This window comes from Aeribacillus sp. JST-2 (assembly GCF_056032925.1).
Genome location: NZ_JBVVUU010000020.1, coordinates 1 through 20,115 on the forward strand (window position 1 = coordinate 1; position 20,115 = coordinate 20,115).

Annotated in this window: 20 protein-coding genes; all 20 read right to left on the reverse strand. The window is 40.1% G+C overall.

What is annotated here, in order from left to right:
• Nucleotides 1-322 precede the first annotated feature (322 nt).
• The 20 genes from lysS to spoIIE all read right to left on the reverse strand — a co-directional run bounded on the left by lysS (nt 323) and on the right by spoIIE (nt 20,023).
• A complete protein-coding gene (lysS, locus tag AC0KTX_RS11015; protein ID WP_474252238.1) occupies nt 323-1,825 on the reverse strand; it encodes a lysine--tRNA ligase in 1,503 nt (500 codons plus the stop codon).
• Between the two features lie 94 nt (nt 1,826-1,919).
• Nucleotides 1,920-2,912: a tRNA dihydrouridine synthase DusB gene (gene dusB, locus AC0KTX_RS11020; RefSeq protein WP_474252239.1), complete on the reverse strand. Its 993-nt coding sequence runs from the start codon at nt 2,910-2,912 to the stop codon at nt 1,920-1,922.
• A gap of 16 nt (nt 2,913-2,928) precedes the next feature.
• Entirely contained in the window at nt 2,929-3,144 is a 216-nt protein-coding gene (locus AC0KTX_RS11025; RefSeq protein WP_474252240.1) for a helix-turn-helix domain-containing protein, read from the reverse strand.
• Nucleotides 3,096-3,623, reverse strand: coding sequence for a 2-amino-4-hydroxy-6-hydroxymethyldihydropteridine diphosphokinase (gene folK, locus AC0KTX_RS11030; protein ID WP_474252241.1), 528 nt, complete (start codon nt 3,621-3,623; stop codon nt 3,096-3,098). The genes AC0KTX_RS11025 and folK overlap by 49 nt, the downstream gene beginning before the upstream one ends.
• On the reverse strand, nt 3,620-3,982 hold the full coding sequence (gene folB, locus AC0KTX_RS11035) for a dihydroneopterin aldolase (RefSeq protein ID WP_474252289.1): 363 nt from the start codon (nt 3,980-3,982) through the stop codon (nt 3,620-3,622). Before folB ends, folK begins: the two co-directional genes overlap by 4 nt.
• On the reverse strand, nt 3,975-4,826 hold the full coding sequence (folP, locus tag AC0KTX_RS11040; protein WP_474252242.1) for a dihydropteroate synthase: 852 nt from the start codon (nt 4,824-4,826) through the stop codon (nt 3,975-3,977). Before folP ends, folB begins: the two co-directional genes overlap by 8 nt.
• A complete protein-coding gene (pabC, locus tag AC0KTX_RS11045; protein ID WP_474252243.1) occupies nt 4,823-5,695 on the reverse strand; it encodes an aminodeoxychorismate lyase in 873 nt (290 codons plus the stop codon). Before pabC ends, folP begins: the two co-directional genes overlap by 4 nt.
• A 2-nt stretch (nt 5,696-5,697) precedes the next feature.
• Complete coding sequence (pabA, locus tag AC0KTX_RS11050) at nt 5,698-6,285, reverse strand: aminodeoxychorismate/anthranilate synthase component II (RefSeq protein ID WP_474252244.1); 588 nt, start codon at nt 6,283-6,285, stop codon at nt 5,698-5,700.
• A complete protein-coding gene (pabB, locus tag AC0KTX_RS11055) occupies nt 6,282-7,715 on the reverse strand; it encodes an aminodeoxychorismate synthase component I (RefSeq protein WP_474252245.1) in 1,434 nt (477 codons plus the stop codon). The genes pabA and pabB overlap by 4 nt, the downstream gene beginning before the upstream one ends.
• Before the next feature lie 57 nt (nt 7,716-7,772).
• Nucleotides 7,773-7,916 (reverse strand): hypothetical protein, encoded by a 144-nt coding sequence (locus AC0KTX_RS11060; protein ID WP_474252246.1) that lies wholly within the window; start codon nt 7,914-7,916, stop codon nt 7,773-7,775.
• Nucleotides 7,906-8,835, reverse strand: coding sequence for a cysteine synthase A (gene cysK, locus AC0KTX_RS11065; protein ID WP_474252247.1), 930 nt, complete (start codon nt 8,833-8,835; stop codon nt 7,906-7,908). Before cysK ends, AC0KTX_RS11060 begins: the two co-directional genes overlap by 11 nt.
• A 69-nt stretch (nt 8,836-8,904) precedes the next feature.
• Nucleotides 8,905-9,783, reverse strand: coding sequence for a peptidyl-prolyl cis-trans isomerase (locus tag AC0KTX_RS11070; protein ID WP_474252248.1), 879 nt, complete (start codon nt 9,781-9,783; stop codon nt 8,905-8,907).
• Nucleotides 9,784-9,806: 23 nt separating this feature from the next.
• Nucleotides 9,807-10,691 carry an Hsp33 family molecular chaperone HslO gene (gene hslO / locus AC0KTX_RS11075; RefSeq protein WP_474252249.1) on the reverse strand — a complete coding sequence of 295 codons (885 nt, stop codon included), beginning with the start codon at nt 10,689-10,691 and terminating at the stop codon, nt 9,807-9,809.
• Between the two features lie 2 nt (nt 10,692-10,693).
• Entirely contained in the window at nt 10,694-11,470 is a 777-nt protein-coding gene (locus AC0KTX_RS11080; protein WP_474252250.1) for a type III pantothenate kinase, read from the reverse strand.
• Between the two features lie 128 nt (nt 11,471-11,598).
• Complete coding sequence (ftsH, locus tag AC0KTX_RS11085; protein ID WP_474252251.1) at nt 11,599-13,566, reverse strand: ATP-dependent zinc metalloprotease FtsH; 1,968 nt, start codon at nt 13,564-13,566, stop codon at nt 11,599-11,601.
• Between the two features lie 89 nt (nt 13,567-13,655).
• Nucleotides 13,656-14,204, reverse strand: coding sequence for a hypoxanthine phosphoribosyltransferase (gene hpt / locus AC0KTX_RS11090; protein ID WP_474252252.1), 549 nt, complete (start codon nt 14,202-14,204; stop codon nt 13,656-13,658).
• 19 nt (nt 14,205-14,223) lie between these two features.
• Entirely contained in the window at nt 14,224-15,606 is a 1,383-nt protein-coding gene (gene tilS, locus AC0KTX_RS11095) for a tRNA lysidine(34) synthetase TilS (RefSeq protein WP_474252253.1), read from the reverse strand.
• 166 nt (nt 15,607-15,772) lie between these two features.
• On the reverse strand, nt 15,773-16,747 hold the full coding sequence (locus AC0KTX_RS11100) for a protein kinase domain-containing protein (RefSeq protein WP_474252254.1): 975 nt from the start codon (nt 16,745-16,747) through the stop codon (nt 15,773-15,775).
• A complete protein-coding gene (locus AC0KTX_RS11105) occupies nt 16,716-17,486 on the reverse strand; it encodes a VWA domain-containing protein (protein WP_474252255.1) in 771 nt (256 codons plus the stop codon). The genes AC0KTX_RS11100 and AC0KTX_RS11105 overlap by 32 nt, the downstream gene beginning before the upstream one ends.
• Nucleotides 17,487-17,530: 44 nt before the next feature.
• A complete protein-coding gene (gene spoIIE, locus AC0KTX_RS11110) occupies nt 17,531-20,023 on the reverse strand; it encodes a stage II sporulation protein E (RefSeq protein WP_474252290.1) in 2,493 nt (830 codons plus the stop codon).
• Between the last annotated feature and the right edge of the window lie 92 nt (nt 20,024-20,115).

A 20,115-nucleotide genomic window follows, 5' to 3' on the forward strand; every position in this document is an offset into this window, starting at 1 on the left:
AAAAAAGTTTATCCTCATATCTGCTCATTTCTTGAATCAACAGGAACGCTTTCGTTTTGTTCAGTTTTCAAAGATCAAGCTTCTAAAAAAGACGACTTATCCAATATAACAATTTCTTCACATCATGTCAACAGGTAATTTTCGAACCCTTTAGCAAGGACGAATATTAATATATCATCTTTTCTATCACAAATCAATATATTTTTTATGATTTTCCCACCATTATCGCTCTAATCAAAGATAATAAAAAATGGGCATTTTTGCAAAACTTATTTGAAAAATAAATAGGAAGACGATAAAGCCTTCCTATTGTATAGAAAAATTATTTGTTTCTCATTTGCGGGAACAAGAGAACATCTCGAATGGACGGTGAGTTTGTAAGAAGCATAACAAGCCGGTCTATGCCAATGCCAAGCCCTCCAGTCGGAGGCATGCCGTATTCCAAGGCTTCAACGAAATCTTCATCCATCATATGCGCTTCATCATTTCCTTGTTCTCTTTCTTTTAGTTGGGCTTCAAAACGTTCACGCTGGTCAATCGGATCATTCAATTCGGTAAAAGCATTTGCATGCTCACGTCCGACAATAAATAATTCAAACCGGTCTGTAAATCTTGGATCTTGTTCATTTTTCTTTGCAAGAGGCGAAATTTCAACCGGATGGCCGTAAATAAATGTCGGCTGAATCAGTTTGTCTTCTACTTTTTGCTCAAAAAATTCATTAACAATATGGCCGTATTGCATATTTTCATCGATTTTTACGTCGTGGCTTTCCGCTAAAGCCCTTGCTTCCTCTGTTGTTGTAATATTCCAAAAATCAACGCCTGTGTATTCTTTAATGGCGTCTGCCATGTGAAGCCTTTTCCACTTCGGCTCCAAATTCACTTCGTGTTCGCCGTAGCGAATAGTAGTTGTACCAAGTACTTCTTTTGCAATATGAGCAATTAAGTTTTCCGTTAATTCCATAATATCCTGAAAGTCTGCATATGCTGCGTAAAGCTCAAGCATGGTGAATTCAGGATTATGTCTGGTTGAAACTCCTTCATTGCGGAACACGCGGCCAATTTCATATACCTTTTCCAACCCGCCGACAATAAGCCGCTTCAAATGCAATTCAATGGCAATTCTCATATACAACGGCATATCAAGAGCATTATGATGGGTGATAAATGGCCGTGCAGCCGCTCCTCCCGGAATGGAATGCATCATCGGCGTTTCAACTTCCAAATATCCTTGATTGTCTAAATAACGGCGCATTGATTGGATGATCTTGCTTCTTGTGATAAACGTGTTTTTGCTGTCCGGATTCATAATTAAATCTAAATAACGTTGACGATAACGTTGTTCAATGTCTTTAAGCCCATGATATTTATCTGGCAGAGGACGCAATGCCTTTGTGAGCAGAATAAACTCCGTTGCTTTTACAGAAAGTTCGCCAACTTTTGTTTTAAAAACGGTTCCTCTGACACCAACTAGATCGCCCAGATCCGCCATATTGAAAATCTCATACTGATCATCGCCCACTGTATCTTTTCTTACATAAATTTGAATTTGCCCTGACAAATCTTGGATATGAGCAAATCCAGCTTTTCCCTTACCCCGTTTCGTCATAATTCTTCCAGCAATCGAAACATGAATGTTTTTTTCTTCTAACTCTTCCTTTGTCAATTCCCCGTACTGTTCTTTCAGTACATTTGCTTGATGGGTGCGCTCAAACCTTTTGCCAAAAGGATCAATCCCTTTCTCTCTTAAAGCATTCAGCTTTTCCCTTCGAACTTGCAGCTGATCATTCAATTCTTCCTGATGATTGATTTCTTCTTTACTCATCTTTTATCAACTCCAATGCTTTGAAAATGTAAAGCAGAAAACTGCCAGATGCCTGGCAGTATACAAAATAGCTAAACAAAAGTTCATATTTCCGCTATGCGGTTTGACGCTCTTTCTCTTCTACTTCATTGGCAAAATGATCAAGCAGGGAAACGAACTCTTGTTTTGTTTCGCAATTATTAATGGCATTTCTTATTTTTGCGCCGCCGCGAATGCCTTTTAAATACCAAGCCGCATGTTTGCGCATTTCTCTTACCGCAATGGTTTCACCCTTTAAATTGATCAAACGTTCCAAGTGCAATTTACATACATCAATTTTTTCACGAACGGTCGGTTCCTCCAACAGTTCTCCTGTTTCTAAATATTTAACCGTACGGTAAATCATCCACGGATTGCCTAAAGCAGCTCGTCCAATCATAACGCCGTCGACCCCTGTCTCATCCAACATTCTTTTTGCATCTTCAGGGGTTTTGACATCTCCGTTTCCGATAACCGGAATATTGACAGCTTGCTTTACTTCCTTGATAATATCCCAATTCGCCTTTCCTTCATACATTTGAACCCGTGTCCGTCCGTGTACCGAAACCGCCTTACCGCCTGCCCGTTCAACAGCTTGGGCATTTTCCACCGCAAAAATATGTTCTTCATCCCAGCCTATCCGCATTTTAACGGTAACGGGTTTTTCTACGGCATCAACAACAGCGGCAACCATGTCATAAATTTTATTTGGATCAAGCAGCCATTTAGCGCCGGCATCGCATTTCGTGATTTTCGGAACAGGGCAGCCCATATTGATGTCGATAATGTCTGCGGTTGTATTTTTATCAACGAACTTTGCCGCTTCCACCAATGTTTCTTTTTCACCGCCAAAAATTTGCAGGCTCAATGGCTTTTCCCGTTCATCTATATAAAGCATACCCATTGTTTTGGCGTTTTTATATAAAATCGCTTTATCACTGACCATTTCGGCGCAAACTAAACCTGCACCGAATTCTTTCACTGTCAGCCGAAACGCTGAATTGCATACTCCCGCCATCGGCGCAAGAACAACACGGTTTTTTAATTGGATATCCCCAATTTTAAACAAAACCTCGCAACCTCCTTTACTTTTCAATGTCTTCCGGCGTTAACTCCTCCACGCTGACGTTTAGCTTTAGAGCAATATCTTCCACTAATTGTTTGCTCGGAATACGGTTTCCTCTTTCCACCTCTCCAAGAACTGATACAGAAACCCCCAAATCTTTTGCAAAACCGGCTTGTGTATAGCCTTTTAATTTTCTAAAAGCGCGAATCCTTCTTCCCCATTTTTCTGCTTCCATATTCGCACTCCTTTTTTATCTTGTAATTGATCTATTAAAAGCGACAAAGAATACGGCGGCTTCGGGCATTGAATATGACGATCTATCTCAAATAAAGGAATTAGGACAAAAGACCGTTCAAACATTCTTGGATGGGGAATGGTGAGCTGTTCTGTTTCAATATTTTCGTTATTATATAATAAAATGTCAAGGTCAATTGTTCTAGGCCCCCATCTGATTTCTCTTGTTCTGCCCAAATGCTGCTCAACGGATTGAGTTAACTTAAATAATTCAAATGGCGACAAATTCGTTGCCACTTTCACAACCATATTTAAAAACAAATTTTGCTCGACAAAGCCGACAGGATCTGTTTCATAAATGGAAGATGTTTTTATTACCGCCACATTTGGATCCTTGTCCAATCGCCTGATGCTTTCCCGCAAAAAGTATTCTCGGTCACCTATGTTAGAACCTAACGATATATATGCAATATTGTTCATTTTCGTCCCCTTTTAATTTCCACTGCAACATAGTGATAATGACCCGGAATAGGCGGATCCGGTTTGGTCACTTTCACCATGCATTGTGCAACAATTGGAAAAGTAGATAATAATGTTTCTGCCAACTTTTCTGCGATTGCTTCAATTAATTTGCAGGGCGGGCCTTCTACAATATTTTTGCAAACATCGTACACCTTTGCGTAGTTTACGGTATCATTTATTTCATCCGTTTTTCCCGCTTTTTTTAGATCCGTCTCTAAAATGACATCAACCCGAAATCGTTGTCCAAGCTTGTTCTCTTCAGGATAAACGCCGTGATAGCCCCAAAACTCCATTCCAGTTACATGGATCTTATCGATCTTGATCAAGCCCCTTTCCAAGCATCGCATCCATCATTTTAACCATCCGTGCAATTGGTTTAACATCATGAACCCGAACAAATTGACAACCTTTTTGCACTCCTAAGCATACGGTAGCTCCTGTTCCTTCCATTCGCTCATCTACCGGTAAATCGAGAACACGTCCTATAAATCTTTTTCTCGAAGTTCCAAGCAAAACCGGGAATCCCAGTTTTGTAAATTCTTCCAGATGGCGCATGACCAAGAGATTGTCTTCAAAAGTTTTTGCAAATCCGATGCCCGGATCAAGAATAATTTGTTCATCCCTTACGCCTGCTTTTTTGGCTATCTCGACACTTTCCATTAAATCAGAAATCATGTCTCTAATTAGATCATTATACCCTTCTTTTTCGCGATTGTGCATCAAGATGATGGGGACGTCATATTCTGCCGCCACACGAGCGATGTCCGGCTCTTTTTTCGCCCCCCATATATCATTGATGATGGTTGCCCCAGCTTCCACCGCTTTTTTTGCCACATGCGCTTTGTACGTATCGATAGAAATAGGAACTCGAATTTCTTTAGACAATCTTTCAATTACTGGAAGAACCCTAGCTAACTCATCTTCTTCCGAAACGGGCTCATGGCCTGGACGGGTCGATTCACCTCCGACATCAATGATATCGGCGCCGCTTTCCACCATTTCTTTTGCATGCTTTATGGCTCTTTCAATATCGTTAAATTTTCCGCCGTCCGAGAAAGAATCAGGTGTAACATTTAATATTCCCATTACTTGCGTTTTATCTTCATAGCGTAATAGATAGGGTCCACATTTTAAAATTTTTGCTTTTTCGATTACACTCATTGTTCATCACCTGCTTTAAAGTCATTTCTAGTAAAAAGAAGCTGCCGGCATTTTTTATAGATATCGATTAATTGATTTGTCAAAATTCCCTGTTCACCTGCAAATGCTTTTTGGCCAATATGCGTAATTGGGACAATCTCCTGCAAAGAATTTGTGATAAATACTTCTTGTGCAGAAAACAGATGTTCTGGTTTATAAAATCCTTCTTCAAAAGGAATGCCGATTTTTTTGAGAACCGTCAACACAAACTGTCTTGTAATTCCGTTTAATATTCCTGTATCAACAGCCGGTGTATAAACGGTGTTGTTTTTCACCCAAAAAATGTTGGAAACAATCCCTTCAGCAACATACCCTGAATGTGTTAAAAATATACCCTCCTTTTTCGGGTCATCTCCAATTTCTCTTTTGGCCAGCAAATTATTTAAAAAGTGGTGCGATTTGATACGAAAAGACCCTTCCGGCGTATTTCTCCGAACCGAAAGAATGACCCCCTGCTTTGTCGATCGTTCCGGCATCTTTAATTCTTTAATAAACATAATGAAAACCGGATTTTGATAGCGGGCTGCCGATAAGCCCAGCTCCTTTTCACCAGCTGAAACATTTATCCGAATATACGCATTTTTGAAATGATGTAATTCATGCAGTTTTCTAATAATTTGTTCCGCCTTCTGATAAGAAAGAAAAAAATCAATGCCGAGTTCGTTAACCGCTGCATTCAAGCGATCGATATGATCATGCAATAAAAATGGATGACCGTTATAAGTTCTTATTGTTTCAAAAGCGCCGATTCCGTATAAAAACCCATGGTCGAACGGGGAAATATGCAGCTCATCCTGCTTTTTATATTCACCGTTTATATATAAGTACACACTTATACACTCTTTTCTTCCGCACGATAATATAATAGGAATTGCTTTAACATCCGTTTCCCGTTTTCAGTCATAATGGATTCCGGATGGAACTGCACACCTTCAACCGGCAATAATTTATGGCGGATTCCCATAATTTCCCCCTCATGAGTCCAAGCTGAAATTTCAAAACAGTCCGGAAGGGTTTCTTTTTTTACAATCAAAGAATGATACCTTGTCGCGGTGAACGGGTTGTCCAAGCCGTTGAAAATCGTTTTTCCATCATGATAAATTTGCGATGTTTTTCCATGCATTAATTTGTCTGCGCGGACTACATCGCCTCCGAACACTTGAGCTATTGATTGATGACCTAGACAAACGCCAAAAATCGGAATTTTCCCTGCGAACTGTTTGATTGCCTCCATGCTGATTCCTGCTTCATTCGGTGTACAGGGCCCAGGAGAAATCATGATATAAGCCGGTTTGAGCTCTTCTATTTCCCTAATGGTGATTTCATCATTTCGTCTGACGACAAGCTCTTCGCCAAGCTCACCAAGATATTGGACTAAATTGTACGTAAAAGAATCATAGTTATCGATCATTAAAATCATCTCATCTCACCTCTAACTAACATTTTCTCTTCTTCGCTCAAACTGATCGCTTTCCATATTGCTTTCGCTTTTTTCAAACACTCTCTATATTCATATTCCGCAACAGAATCAATCACGATTCCAGCACCTGCTTGCACATACGCCCAACCGTCTTTGGCAAGGAGCGTCCGTATGACAATATTAAATTCTAAATCTCCATTAAAGCCGAGCCAGCCGATGGAACCGGTATATAACCCTCTTCTTGTCGGCTCCAGTTCTTCAATGATTTCCATCGTTCTTACTTTCGGAGCCCCTGTGATCGTACCTCCGGGAAAAACAGCACGAATAATATCAGAGAAGCCTTTTCCTTCCTGCAGCACCCCGCGAACATTCGATACGATATGAATGACATGTGAATACTTTTCAATTGTCATCAGTTCATTGACTTCCACACTGCCATATACACATACCCTGCCGAGATCATTCCGTTCTAAATCAACAAGCATGATATGTTCTGCCCGCTCTTTTTCATTGGTGATCAAATCTACGGAAAGCTGGCGATCCTCCTCATCGCTTCTTCCTCTTGACCTCGTTCCTGCAATCGGACGGGTATTCAGGACGTTTCCCCTTTTTTTAATGAGCAGCTCTGGAGATCCGCTGGCAATTTGAAATTCCGGTGTTTCAATATATGCCATATATGGAGAAGGGTTAACCTTTCGCAAAGCTTTGTAAATTTCAAAAGGATGGGTAGAAAGCAGCTTTGCCTGTCTGACAGATAAGTTCACTTGAAAAACATCACCGCTCGCAATATATTCCTTTACCTTTTCAACTGCTTTTTTAAACGGCTCCTCCATAAACGTGACCGGCTCGTAGGTTAGATTGCCCTGCTCGACTTCATCATTAAAAACATCATGTCCAATTTCATCACACCATAATGTTTTCATCTCTTCTAGCCGTTGTCTTGCAAGCAATTCCTCTCCGTTTTTACAGCTGGTTATCAGCCAAAGCTTTTTTTCTTCATGATCGTAAACGGCAACGTCTTGGAAAACAATGAAAAAAAGATCAGGAATATTTAAATCATCCAAGGAGCGGTTAGGCAGTTTTTCAAAATAACGGACGGCATCATAACTAATAAATCCGATAGCTCCCCCTTGAAAATCAGGCAGAGAAGGATCGGTTTCAAATTGAAATTCCTTCATCCATGCTTCCAGCAATAACAATGGATTGCCTTTCTGAACAATTTCTTTATCTCCTTGATGTATAATTAGTTTTCCGTTTTTCCCTTTGATCAAGGCATAAGGCTTGATCCCTGCAATACTGTATCGGCCGCCTCTTCCACTTTCAAGAAGGACATGATATTTTTCACCATGCGCAAGCTTCTCGTAACAAATAAAAAAGCGATCCGTTTCAAAAGGGATAGACGTTGCCAGCGGTTTTCTTGTGTTTCCCATTCATCCACTCTCCTTTTGCCCATATCCTTATTTTACATCAACAATGAGCTGTTTACATTAATAGACTTGCAATTTCCAAACTTCGTAAACATCACTCAATTGATACAGCGGATGATACCCCATTAATAGGAAAAAGCTGCCGACAAATTTGTCAGCAGCTTTTTCGGCAGCTAATTTCCAGTCTAAAAGATTATTCTTCATCAAATTTATACAATGGTGTACTTAAGTATCTTTCGCCGTTACTTGGAATAATCGCTAATACTTTTTTGCCTTTTCCCAATTGTTTTGCCACTTTGAGTGCAGAGTAAATTGCAGCTCCTGAAGAAATTCCGCCTAATACCCCTTCTTCTCTTGCAGCTTTACGAGCTGTTTCAAAGGCTTGTTCAGTTGTGACGGTAATAATTTCATCATAAATGTCCGTATTTAAAATATCAGGAACAAATCCCGCACCAATACCTTGAATTTTATGAGGGCCTGGTTTTCCTCCGGATAAAACAGGAGAATCAGCGGGCTCTACCGCATAAATTTTAATATTTGGATATTTTTCTTTTAATACTTCTCCCGCTCCTGTTATCGTACCGCCTGTACCGATGCCGGCAACAAATGCATCCAATTGATCACCCATCTGTTCAACAATTTCCGGTCCAGTAGTTAAACGGTGAATTGCAACATTTGCTTGGTTTTTGAATTGCTGCGGCATGAAATAACCGTGTTTCTCAGCTAGTTCTTCCGCTTTTTTAATCGCACCTTTCATTCCTTCTGATCCAGGCGTTAAGACAAGTTCTGCACCGTAAGCCCGCAGTAAGTTGCGTCTTTCTAAACTCATTGTTTCAGGCATGACTAAAATGGCCCGTAACCCTTTTGCAGCTGCAACCATTGCCAAACCGATTCCTGTGTTTCCGCTTGTAGGTTCAATAATCGTATCTCCCTGCTTTAACTTCCCTTCTTTTTCCGCTGCTTCAATCATAGCTAAAGCAATACGGTCTTTAACGCTTGAACCTGGATTAAAATATTCCAGTTTCAAATAAACATCTGCGCTGTCATCGTCAACAATTTTTTGCAATTTTACTACAGGAGTTTTACCAATCAGTTCTAAAACCGAATTTGCAACAACCGCCATAATTCACACCTCAATTTCCGAGTAATTTTATTGGTTTTATTGAAAATATACCAATAAATTTTTGAATTGTCAATGATTTTGTTTATTTTCGTAAAACCAAGTGACGCCTATGTCATCCCAGAGCTGTCTGGCGGTTACATTTCCTTCCATCTGCTCTAATGCCAGCTGCCGGCGAATTTGATGTTTTACTTCGTCAAACTTATATTGTTCACCTTTTACTTTCTCACGCAAAAAAATGATAGCATAACCATTGTCAAGCGAAATTGGATCTGACCATTCATTTTCCTCCATAAATTTTGCTTCTTCTATATATTCTCTTGGAATATTGGGATCACCATCAAAAATAAAACCGAGATCGCCGCCATCTTTTGATGTCATTTTGTCAATCGATTGTTCAGCTGCCAGAGCTTCAAAGCTGGATCCACCTTCCAGCTCTTTTATTATTTTTTGTGCATCATTTTTTGTTTTAACGATGATATGAGATAAGTGATAAGCATCATGTACAACAAATTGTTCCTTATGCTCTTCATAATACTTCCTTAATTCCTCTTCGCTTATATTGACATCTTTCGTTAATAGCTCTTCCAAAAGAATGCTGTAGCGTATTTTTTTCTTCAATTCATCTTCTGCAAGAACGTTTTCCTCGGGAATTTGATATGACAGTTTAAACATTTTCATTTCGCGTTCAATGGTTTTGTCATCCACTTTGATACCATATTTTCGGGCTAACTCCAGCACGACCTTATAGTTAATCATATCTTCCAATGTTTCCTGGCCATACCGCTTTTCAAGCTCATTCAGCCATTGCTGCCTTGTAATGCGGCTATCACCAATTTTTGCAACTGCTTCATCTTTTCCATTTACATTCTTAGATAGCAAAAAGGCGAACGATACGATGTTTATAAGCACTAGTACAACTATAATGGTCCATAACGCTTTTTTGCTCATCCCTTCAGCTCCCTGCTGCTATTTTATTTTTGCGTAGCTGCTTCCTTTAAGTCCAGCAAATCCTCCTTTGAAAATACATATATTTCGTTGCAAAAATGACATTGAGCTTCCGCTTTTCCGTCTTCTTCAATCATTTGTTGAATCTCTTCCACGCCTAAACTGATAATAGCATTTCCAAATCTCTCTTTTGAACAAGTACAACGGAACTGCACGGGCATTTGATCTATCATTTTAACATTACCTTTCCCTGCCAGCTCCTCCAATATTTCTTCCGGCGCAAGCCCTTTTTGTATCAATTTTGAAATTGGTTCAATCGTTTTTAAACGTTGTTCTAGTTCGGTAATCACTTTTTCTTCCGTCCCAGGCATTAATTGCAAAATAAATCCGCCTGCCGCCAAAATCGAGTTGTCCGGGTTAACTAAAACCCCCACTCCTACTGATGACGGAACTTGCTCAGAAGCAACTAAATAATAGGCAAAATCTTCCCCTAACTCTCCGGAAATTAGCGGTACCTGGCCGGAAAAATGCTCTCGCAATCCTAAATCCTTTACAACCGTCAGCATTCCGTTTTTGCCGACAACTCCCGCTACATCAAGTTTTCCTTTCTCGTTGAGAGCAGTATGAGCCTGCGGATTCTTTACATAACCTCTGACATCACCTTTTGAGTTGCTGTCGACAATAATGGCGCCGATAGGTCCACCGCCTTCAATCTTAATCGTTAATTTTTCATCGCCTTTTAACATTGATCCAAGCATTACACCGGCTGTCATAGCCCTGCCAAGAGCAGCTGAAGCTGTAGGCCATGTTTGATGGCGGCGTTGCGCTTCCCCAACCGTATTGGTGGTTCGAACGGCATAAGCACGCACCCCCCCATCATAAGCTAATGATTTTACCAAATAATCATTCATCATCATGACTCCCTTCCAACGTTGCGTTCATAAATTAACTGCAGCCCGGTTAATGTTAATAATGGGTCAACAATATCGATAATATTCGATTCTTCAGCAACTAAGCTGCTAAGTCCCCCTGTGGCTATCACTTTCGGCTCCTTTTTTGCTTGAGCTTTCATTCTAGCGACGATCCCTTCCACTTGCCCAACATAACCGTAAACAATTCCCGATTGCATAGCTGCAACTGTATTTTTCCCTATTATGTGATCAGGTTTGGCAATTTCTATTCGTGGCAGCTTTGCGGCTTTTGAATAGAGGGCTTCCGTAGAAATATTAATTCCTGGCGCAATGGCGCCGCCCATGTATTGTCCTTTCTCGTTAATGTAACAGTAAGTTGTGGCGGTTCCGAAATCCACAATGATAAGCGGGCATCCATATAGATATATGCCTGCTACAGCATTGACAATTCTGTCTGCCCCAACTTCCCTGGGGTTATCATATTTAATGTCCAAACCCGTTTTGATTCCCGGACCAACAATAAGCGGTTCCAAATGGAAATATTTTTGACACATGTTTTCTAAAGCAAGCATAATCGGAGGAACAACGGAGGAAATAATGATTCCTTTAATATCGGAAAATGTCAATCCAACGTATTCAAATAATGTTTTAAAAAGCATTCCGTATTCATCTTCGGTCTTGTGGCGATTTGTTTCAATCCGCCAATGATAAAGCAATTTCTCTTTTTGGTACACACCAATTACAGTATTTGTATTCCCAACATCCAACGCTAAAATCACTATCCATCACCTTTTTAACGTTAATTTCAATACTACGTCACCATCATATCATACATTGAATATTAGTAGTTGCCCACAATGTTAAAAGAAAAACCGCCAACCTAATACGAGTTGGCGGCAGCAATATTTTAATCTTTGTTCAATTCAGAGGAATTAATCTGAGGATCTTCATTTTTCGGCTGAATATTTACCCGCACAAGATTCTCTTTGCTTGTTTCCTCTTTGTTTTCTTTTTCTGCATGATCATTTTCGGATAAAGCTTTTTCATTTGAACGATCCGGCAACGTTCCATGCTCAATCAAATATTTAATTTGTTCGGCATCAAGAGTTTCTACTTCTAACAACGTTTTAGCAACCAATTCCAATTTATCGCGATTCTCAGTGAGAATTTTCTTCGCCCGTTCATAACATTCTTTAATAATGCGCTGAATTTCCAAGTCAATTTCATAAGCAATCGCATCGCTGTAATTTTGCTCCGTTTGAATGTCCCTGCCTAAAAAGACCTGTCCTTGAGAATTTCCAAATTGCAACGGACCCAATTTATCAGACATTCCAAATTCCGTAACCATTCTTCTTGCAATATTTGTCGCCCTTTGGAAGTCATTGTGAGCTCCTGTGCTCACTTCACCAAATATAATTTCTTCTGCAACCCGTCCGCCAAGCAATCCGGTAATTTTATCCAGTAGTTCCGGTTTTGTCATAAAGTAGCGGTCTTCTTTCGGCAGCATGACAGCATACCCGCCAGCTTGGCCGCGAGGTACAATCGTCACTTTATGAACCATTTCAGCTTCATCTAAAACCAAGCCGATAATCGTATGCCCTCCCTCATGATAGGCAACAATACGGCGTTCCTTTTCCGAAATAACCCGACTCTTTTTGGCAGGTCCAGCAATCACTCGGTCTGTCGCTTCATCGATATCAGACATATCGATTTTCTTTTTATTCTGCCGCGCTGCTACAAGAGCTGCTTCGTTCAACAAATTTTCCAAATCCGCTCCCGAAAAACCAGGGGTTCTCATCGCAATGCTGCGCAAATTAACGGATTCATCCAACGGTTTATTTCGGGCGTGCACCTTAAGTACCGCCTCGCGCCCCTTAACATCCGGCCGATCCACAGTGATTTGCCGGTCAAAACGGCCGGGACGCAGCAATGCAGGGTCTAAAATATCCGGACGGTTGGTAGCCGCAATGATGATAATTCCTTCATTAGAGCTGAATCCATCCATTTCAACAAGCAGCTGGTTCAGCGTCTGCTCTCTTTCATCATGCCCTCCGCCTAATCCTGCTCCTCTTTGGCGGCCGACAGCATCAATTTCGTCGATAAAAATGATACATGGGGCGTTCTTCTTAGCTGTTTCAAACAAATCGCGAACGCGGGAAGCACCGACACCGACGAACATTTCAACGAAATCCGAACCGCTTATGGAGAAAAACGGGACGCCGGCTTCTCCTGCTACAGCGCGAGCCAGTAATGTTTTACCAGTTCCCGGGGGTCCTACCAAAAGAACACCTTTAGGAATGCGAGCGCCAAGTTCTGAAAACTTGCGGGGATCTTTTAAAAACTCGACTACTTCCACAAGCTCTGCTTTCTCCTCATCTGCTCCTGCCACGTCTTTAAATCTGACCTTTTTCTTATCATCGTTATAAAGCCTTGCCTTGCTTTTGCCAAAATTCATGACACGGCTGCCGCCGCCTTGCGCTTGGTTGAGCACAAAGAAGAACAAAATAAAAATGATAATAAACGGGATGATGGACGTAAAAAATTGAACCCATCCATTCGTATCATCGGCCTGAGACCATTTCATTTCCGTCTTGGCAGCTGCTTGATCCAATCTGGCCAAAGCTTCGTCTCCTGATAAGTAGGTGATAAAGAATTGATTTTCTTCATACCCCTTTAATTGCCCTCTTACTTCATATACGCCTCTTACCGGTTTCACCACTATATTGTCAACATCTCCGCTTTCCAATTTGGAGATGAAGGTACTATAACTCATTTGTTCCGTTTTTTGGTTACCGCCTTGGAAAAAGTTCACCACACCGATAACCACTAAAAAAATCAGCAAATAAAATATAGTATTTCGGAAAATCCGATTCATCCCTTACCTCCTCCCACGCAGTAAAACAAAACTATACTCAATAGTATCATAGAAAATTGGCACAATACAACTAATACGACTTTATTCCATTACTCATCTTTATTTTGGTAAATATCAGGCTTTAATATGCCGATAAAAGGAAGGTTTCGGTATTTTTCGGCATAATCCAAACCGTAGCCGACAACAAACGCATCAGGCACTTCAAAGCCCACATAATCTGCTTCAATGTTAGTTTTACGTCCACTCGGTTTGTCCAAAAGGGTTACAATTTTAATCGATGCTGCTTTACGATAACGGAAAAGATCCACCAAGTAGCTTAAGGTCAGTCCGCTGTCGATGATATCCTCAATTATTAAAAGATCCCGCCCTTCAACAGAAGCATCCAAGTCTTTAATAATTTTGACTTCTCCTGATGAAACCGTTTTGTTGCCATAGCTGGATACATCCATAAAGTCCATTTCCAAGTATGTATTCATATGTCTTATAAGATCGGCCATAAACGGCATAGCGCCTTTTAAAACGCCGATGACCAAAGGAAACTTGCCTTCATATTCTTCTGTCAATATCGCTCCTAACTCTTTTATTTTTTTTTTAATTTCTTCTTCAGAAATTAAGACTTTTTCAATGTCTTGAATCATTTTGGCTCCTCCTAGAAGATCATTGCTCTTTATATTGTAATACAATGTAAGATTGGTTGGTAACGTTTATTTGTTCAAATTTTGATTTTTTCACAAGTGGAATCCAAATAATTTGCCCATCTCCATTTTCTACAATAGGAAGAAGATCTCGCTCCTGCCTCGGAATTTTTTGGTCGATAAAAATATCTTTCACTTTTTTTGACCCGTTCATCCCTTTAATTGTCATTCGATCTCCTTTTTTTCTATTTCGGACAATTAAAGGCGGAACAAACCATTTTTCAGGGAGATAAAAGATATGATCACTTTTATACGTTGGAACGCCGTAAAAAGTTTCACTTTTTAATTTTTTTCCGTTGGGCAATTTTAATTCTCCGGGGACGGGAAGCTCATCATAAAAACGCTCGGGAATGAATGATTGGAAGGTGAACGTGCACTTATGATAAGATTTCATCACCTTCAATCCCATTGGCAAATGCAGAAAACCTGACGGCCGTTTATTTAATAAGAAATTTTTTACACTTTCAATATGTATAGCTGAAAAAACACCTTTATTGCCAAAAAGTTCATCCATCATAACATAAATGGCTCTTCTTTTGATGGGTTCCGGCAGTTTTTGAAACTCTTCAATATGAAGGGTAACCTCTGAATCCTTTTTCCCAATAACGATTTTATTTAAATGCTGCTTTGTAAGTTCTTCTAAAAATTGTTCATCTTCCATCATGATTTCGCTAAAATATTGAAAATGGTCATATACTTTTTCATTTTCTTGTCTAATAACAGGTAAAATATACTTGCGAAATCTGTTTCGGGTATAAGCATCTTTTTCATTACTTGGATCGAACCGCGGATTTAGCTGGTTTTTTTCACAATACTGCAAAATATCAGATTTGGTGACACCCAAAAACGGACGAATGATTTGTCCGGGTCCAAATTTCCTTTTTACGGGAATGCCCGCCAGCCGTTTGCCAACCGTTCCGCGGACAAGATTCATCAATATAGTTTCTATTTGGTCATCTCCATGATGAGCCAGTGCTAAATAATCAGCTTTTTGCCGATCCATTACTTCCTTAAAAAAGCGGTAGCGACTCTCTCTGGCTGCTTGTTGAGGATTTACACGACGTTCTTTTGCTATTTGCGGCACATTGATCTGCTTGGCGCAGCATGGAATATTGAACTTTTGGCAAAAATCGATGACAAATTCCATTTCTTTTTTGGATTCTTCGCCGCGAAACATATGATCAACATGGGCGGCAAAAATTTTTATATCGTATTTTTCTTTTAACAGATTCAGTATATGAAGCAAAGCAAGAGAATCAGGACCTCCGGAAACTCCAACAACAACCGAACTGTTTTTTTTCATTAATTGATGTTTTTCAATAAATTGATCTACCCTTTGAATCAATGGAATCCACTTCCGCATCATAATCTTGAGATACCATTATCCTACCATTAATTGCACTTTTTCTGCAAAGACAATATCTTTTCATATTCCATTTTTTTATTTTTTCATCGTCTTTGTAAAAGATAAAAAAAAATGGCTTCGTATGTGGTATCAACTGTTCATTTCATCAAAGCAAATACGCAAAAACATAAACAGAATAAAGAACGGCTAAAAAAACCACAATGACAAACGTTTCCAAAACCCCTCCACCCTTCTTTTTCCTTTTATGTTTTGACGACCGTGATGCAGCTGATTGCTTCTTGGTCTGTACTGCTGCCCTTTTTTGCTGCGTTGCGGCGGAGGGGAAATGGAGCAAATCTTTTTTCATAGCGGAAGCTGAGGAATAGGAACCGAACAAAGCTTTCGTTAATACATGTTTTCTTTCTTTTAAATAAGGATGGGAATGGATGATTTGCTGCAATTGTTCTTTCCCATTCCCTTTCTTAGAAAACCGTTTTGGAAACACAGCATTAATCATGATCATCGCCACTGCAAATAAATCATATGCAGGTTCTGCTTTCCTTGTTCCCAATTCCCAGTATCCCCTGTCGAAAAACTCAGTAAATTCCTTTATGGATCTTCCGGCTATTGTCGTACCGCCAACATCAATGCAACGGATTTTAGGAGGAGGTCCAGTCACAATAATATTATCGGGCTTTAGATCGCCAAAAACCCAACCTGATTGATGGAGCAGTTCTAAATTGGATAACAGCTGAATGATTAAAACATCAATCCATACGGTTCCTTTTTTTTTAATAAATGTAATTAGATGCTCTCCTTTTACATATTCCATTACATAAAATGGAAGAACCTTCCCGCTGGCATGGTTATGCCAATCATCCACATCGATCAAATAAGGTCCAAGGCTCGTGCCTTGGACCTTGGCAAGACGTTTTAATACATTTACTTCCGAAATGACACCCATGCTGTTTTCACTTAACTTTAACGCTGCCAATCCGCTGCTTGATTCTGCAAGATAAACTGCGCCAGTTGCACCAAAGCCTAACGCCTTCAATATTTTATATGAGTTTTGATGCCATTTCCCTTTAATTACCGTTCCCAATTGCACGTTACATGCTTTGTTCATCGAGATATTCATCATCGATTAACATTCTCCTCAAAGATCGTTTTTGTGAAAAATATTGGATTGCCGCTTTGATGGCTGGACCTGTAGGTGTCATCCCTCCTATTGTTAATTTCGGAAACACAGATGACAAAGATTCCAGCTTTGGTGTCCAATCCAAAATTTTATCAACATCGGATGTTTTCCCGGGAAATATAAACAGCGCATATTCATTATTTCCGATTCTGGAGTTCAGGCTGATGGATAGGTCAAACAACGCTTCTTTCACCGTTTCCAGTTTTGGGCCCATACTTGCGCTTGTGTCCACCAATATTAAAATTTCCAAGTTAACCGTCTCACCAAGCTCATCAACCACTTCTATTATTTCTCCACGTTGTTCCGGCGGAAGCTCCTCAATTGAGGCCGATTTTCCCAAAATATGCTTTAATTCTTGATTGACTACGCCTTGCAAAGTCTGAGTCATCGCCTTTCTGGTCACCATCTGCACCGTTTGCGACAATTGGTGAGCATAGACAACTTGACTGACGCCTCCGCCTGATGCCGCAATTCCTTCAATTTCCTTCATCGCTTCTTGGTCTATGACGCTTTCCTCGACTACTCCGATTACATTCACAGTAATCCCGTGTTCGTTCGCCAAAGCAGCCATAGCAATCGGATCTTCACCATGATTGGAACAACCATCAGTCAACAGCAATATTTGCTTTAACGTTCCTTTCCGCATCATTTTCTTCTCCTCCTGGCTTCTTTTTATTACCATCCTCGCCAGAAAGAGTTTGTTTTATACAATCCATCATGGCAAAATCAACTGATCTTCTTCGATTTAAAGAAGGAAGACACAGGGATGGCCGCCCATTTCGGTGTGTTATGGTGAATCTCGGCCACCACCACCGTCATATCATCTTCAATCATTCCAGACCTTGAGCGAATAACTTCTTCCATAATTAAATCGGCTACCTCTTGAGGGTCGTTCGTTTCAAACCCTTTTATCTTCCTCTTCATCCAAAGATCATGATTTTCCACTTGCTTTGGCCCTTCAAAGATTCCATCGCTCATCATGATTAATAAATCTCCGGCTTTTAATTGTTCGTCGACGATTTCAACATCCAAATCATCAATAATGCCAATCGGCAAATTGCTGGCCTCAATTTTAATGACATGGCTGCCCCGCTTGATGAAGCTCGGTGTTGAACCGATTTTGATAAATTTGCTATGGGCGTTTTGCAAATCGATTAATGCCAAATCAAGCGTTGCGTATATTTCATCTGTTGTTCGGAGCGACAAAATGGAGTTAATTGTTTTAATGGCAACTTTTTCATCAATGCCTGATTGAAGAATTTTTTCGAGCAATTTAATCGTCTCATTGCTTTCAAAATGAGCCCGCTCCCCGTTCCCCATCCCATCGCTAATAGCGATGGCAAATTTTCCGACACCTAGTTCGATCATTGAATAGCTGTCGCCGGAAACAAGCCCCCCTCCTTTCGCAGCATGGGCCACCCCGGTTTTCACTTTGTATGATTTTGCCGAACCAAACACAACATGGCAATATCCATTTGGATAATTGGCACATTCTTCATGCTTTACGACAACTGTTTCACCTAAAATATCCGAAAGCATCGGCGCAATAATTTTTTCACATTCACCGCGGCCGTTGCAATACGGAATACTCATTTCAATGTCGACCTTTCCTTTCTCAAGGCTGTAAATTTCAATATGGCCAATTTCCACGCCAAAACTGTCTAAAACAGAAATGATTTGCTCCTCCTGCAGAACATGATTTTCCCTTTCCTTTTTCATTTCCCGCGAAAAATCAGCCATGACTTGTGAAACACCCAAAAGCTGATCCGCCACTAATTTCCTGCTTTCCTGCATCTGTTTTTTTAGTTTTTGATTAGCTTCCAACCAATTCATTTCTTGTTCGATCGTTTCGACTACTCGTTTGGATTTGGAACAATGGGCGCTAAATTTCTTTTGTAATTTCCGATTGCTTCCATAAGTTTTTTCTTTGCTTTCTTCCATTATTTTCTTCATCAGTTGATAAGTTTGTTCAAAATTTTCCACCCAACATTTATTCTTTTTAAAACAGGTTTGACACGTTTTTTCTGTTATTTTGCTTAAAAACAAATCCGTTTCCCGGCCATCATTGTCAGCATCTTTAGGAAAGAAAGTTGAAAAACTTTCTGCCAATGCTTCAAACACCTTTGAAAATTGTTCAACTCGATGAGCTGTTAAATCACGGATGTTTCTTACATATTTTTGCTGCTCTAGTGCATGCTCATTCGTTCCCGGAATGTATTTGGCTAATTGATCTGTTAACGATTTTGGCGTGAATAAAAACAATAGAATGGCGGCTCCTGACTCCGCTACTGTTGTTAAAATATCAGCGGAGCCTTCGCCATATAAGGAAATTAACACAGAGCCTATAAATAATCCTAATGAGGCTCCGATTCTTTGTCCTTCTTTTAGGAGCCCGCCTAAAAGACCCGAAAAAGCAAGAAGACTCATTTGGTATAGGTTCGAAACGTTGGCCAAACTGAGAACAAGCCCTGTTACGGCACCTACTGTACAACCTATTCCCGCACCGCCGCTAAAAGCAAACAAAAGCACAATATATCTAGATACAATGTGTTCGGCTTGAATATTTTCATAACTAAGCCCAATTAACCCTGTCATGACTGATGCAATTAATATCATGAGGCATACTATTTCTTCCACTTTGAACGACTGTTTATACTTTCGTCCTGAAAGCAGCGGGATGCTTTGCAGAAAAATGAGCGTTAAAACGAGAGATAAGCCTGCTTCAACGCCAGCCATCAGCAAATCATATGTTGTAATAAATCCTGAGGCCACTTTCGTATATAGGAGACGGCTGAAGGACATTCCCGCAAAGACTGTAAACGGCAAAATTTTTACCGGATCCTTCAACATGAATGTTGAAGTCATTTTTTGGAGCAAGAGGAATATACATATAGAAGAAAGCACTAAGAAGCATAATTTCAGCGAGATGGTAATCGTTCCGGCAAGCAATGAAAGAGCGGCCAGCAGCGCTTTATCTTTTTTCATCAAGAAAACGGCACCAAAAAATGGGAGAACAAACGGAATGATTTCCGATAAAATAAATGCCCGTCCAAGCAAAAAACCGACTATTGCGTAAATAAACCCTTTATGAAACAAAAAGGAATGAAGACGAAAACTGGCTTTTTCCCAAGACTTCCAAATAAAAGTGTGTGTTTTTTCGAACGAAACTTCTGAAAAAGACGCAACCAATCTCTTTTCCATACTTGAACACTCCTCCATTTTCATAATTAGCTTGTATTATACAAGCTTTCTTAAAAATAATTTGTCAAAAGAAGGGAAGAACCGTGAAGAAACGTTCGACGTTTTCTGTT

Coding starts and splice junctions, on each gene's coding strand:
- AC0KTX_RS11100 (WP_474252254.1), bottom strand. CDS start 16,747: ATGATGAATATCTCGATGAACAAAGCATGTAACGTGCAATTGGGAACG.
- lysS (WP_474252238.1), bottom strand. CDS start 1,825: ATGAGTAAAGAAGAAATCAATCATCAGGAAGAATTGAATGATCAGCTG.
- pabB (WP_474252245.1), bottom strand. CDS start 7,715: ATGGGAAACACAAGAAAACCGCTGGCAACGTCTATCCCTTTTGAAACG.
- hpt (WP_474252252.1), bottom strand. CDS start 14,204: ATGATTCAAGACATTGAAAAAGTCTTAATTTCTGAAGAAGAAATTAAA.
- AC0KTX_RS11025 (WP_474252240.1), bottom strand. CDS start 3,144: ATGGAAGCAGAAAAATGGGGAAGAAGGATTCGCGCTTTTAGAAAATTA.
- pabA (WP_474252244.1), bottom strand. CDS start 6,285: ATGATTTTAATGATCGATAACTATGATTCTTTTACGTACAATTTAGTC.
- folP (WP_474252242.1), bottom strand. CDS start 4,826: ATGAGTGTAATCGAAAAAGCAAAAATTTTAAAATGTGGACCCTATCTA.
- hslO (WP_474252249.1), bottom strand. CDS start 10,691: ATGAATGATTATTTGGTAAAATCATTAGCTTATGATGGGGGGGTGCGT.
- AC0KTX_RS11105 (WP_474252255.1), bottom strand. CDS start 17,486: ATGGTAATAAAAAGAAGCCAGGAGGAGAAGAAAATGATGCGGAAAGGA.
- cysK (WP_474252247.1), bottom strand. CDS start 8,835: ATGGCGGTTGTTGCAAATTCGGTTTTAGAACTGATTGGTAAAACTCCT.
- AC0KTX_RS11060 (WP_474252246.1), bottom strand. CDS start 7,916: ATGAAGAATAATCTTTTAGACTGGAAATTAGCTGCCGAAAAAGCTGCT.
- spoIIE (WP_474252290.1), bottom strand. CDS start 20,023: ATGGAGGAGTGTTCAAGTATGGAAAAGAGATTGGTTGCGTCTTTTTCA.
- ftsH (WP_474252251.1), bottom strand. CDS start 13,566: ATGAATCGGATTTTCCGAAATACTATATTTTATTTGCTGATTTTTTTA.
- AC0KTX_RS11070 (WP_474252248.1), bottom strand. CDS start 9,783: ATGAGCAAAAAAGCGTTATGGACCATTATAGTTGTACTAGTGCTTATA.
- folK (WP_474252241.1), bottom strand. CDS start 3,623: ATGAACAATATTGCATATATATCGTTAGGTTCTAACATAGGTGACCGA.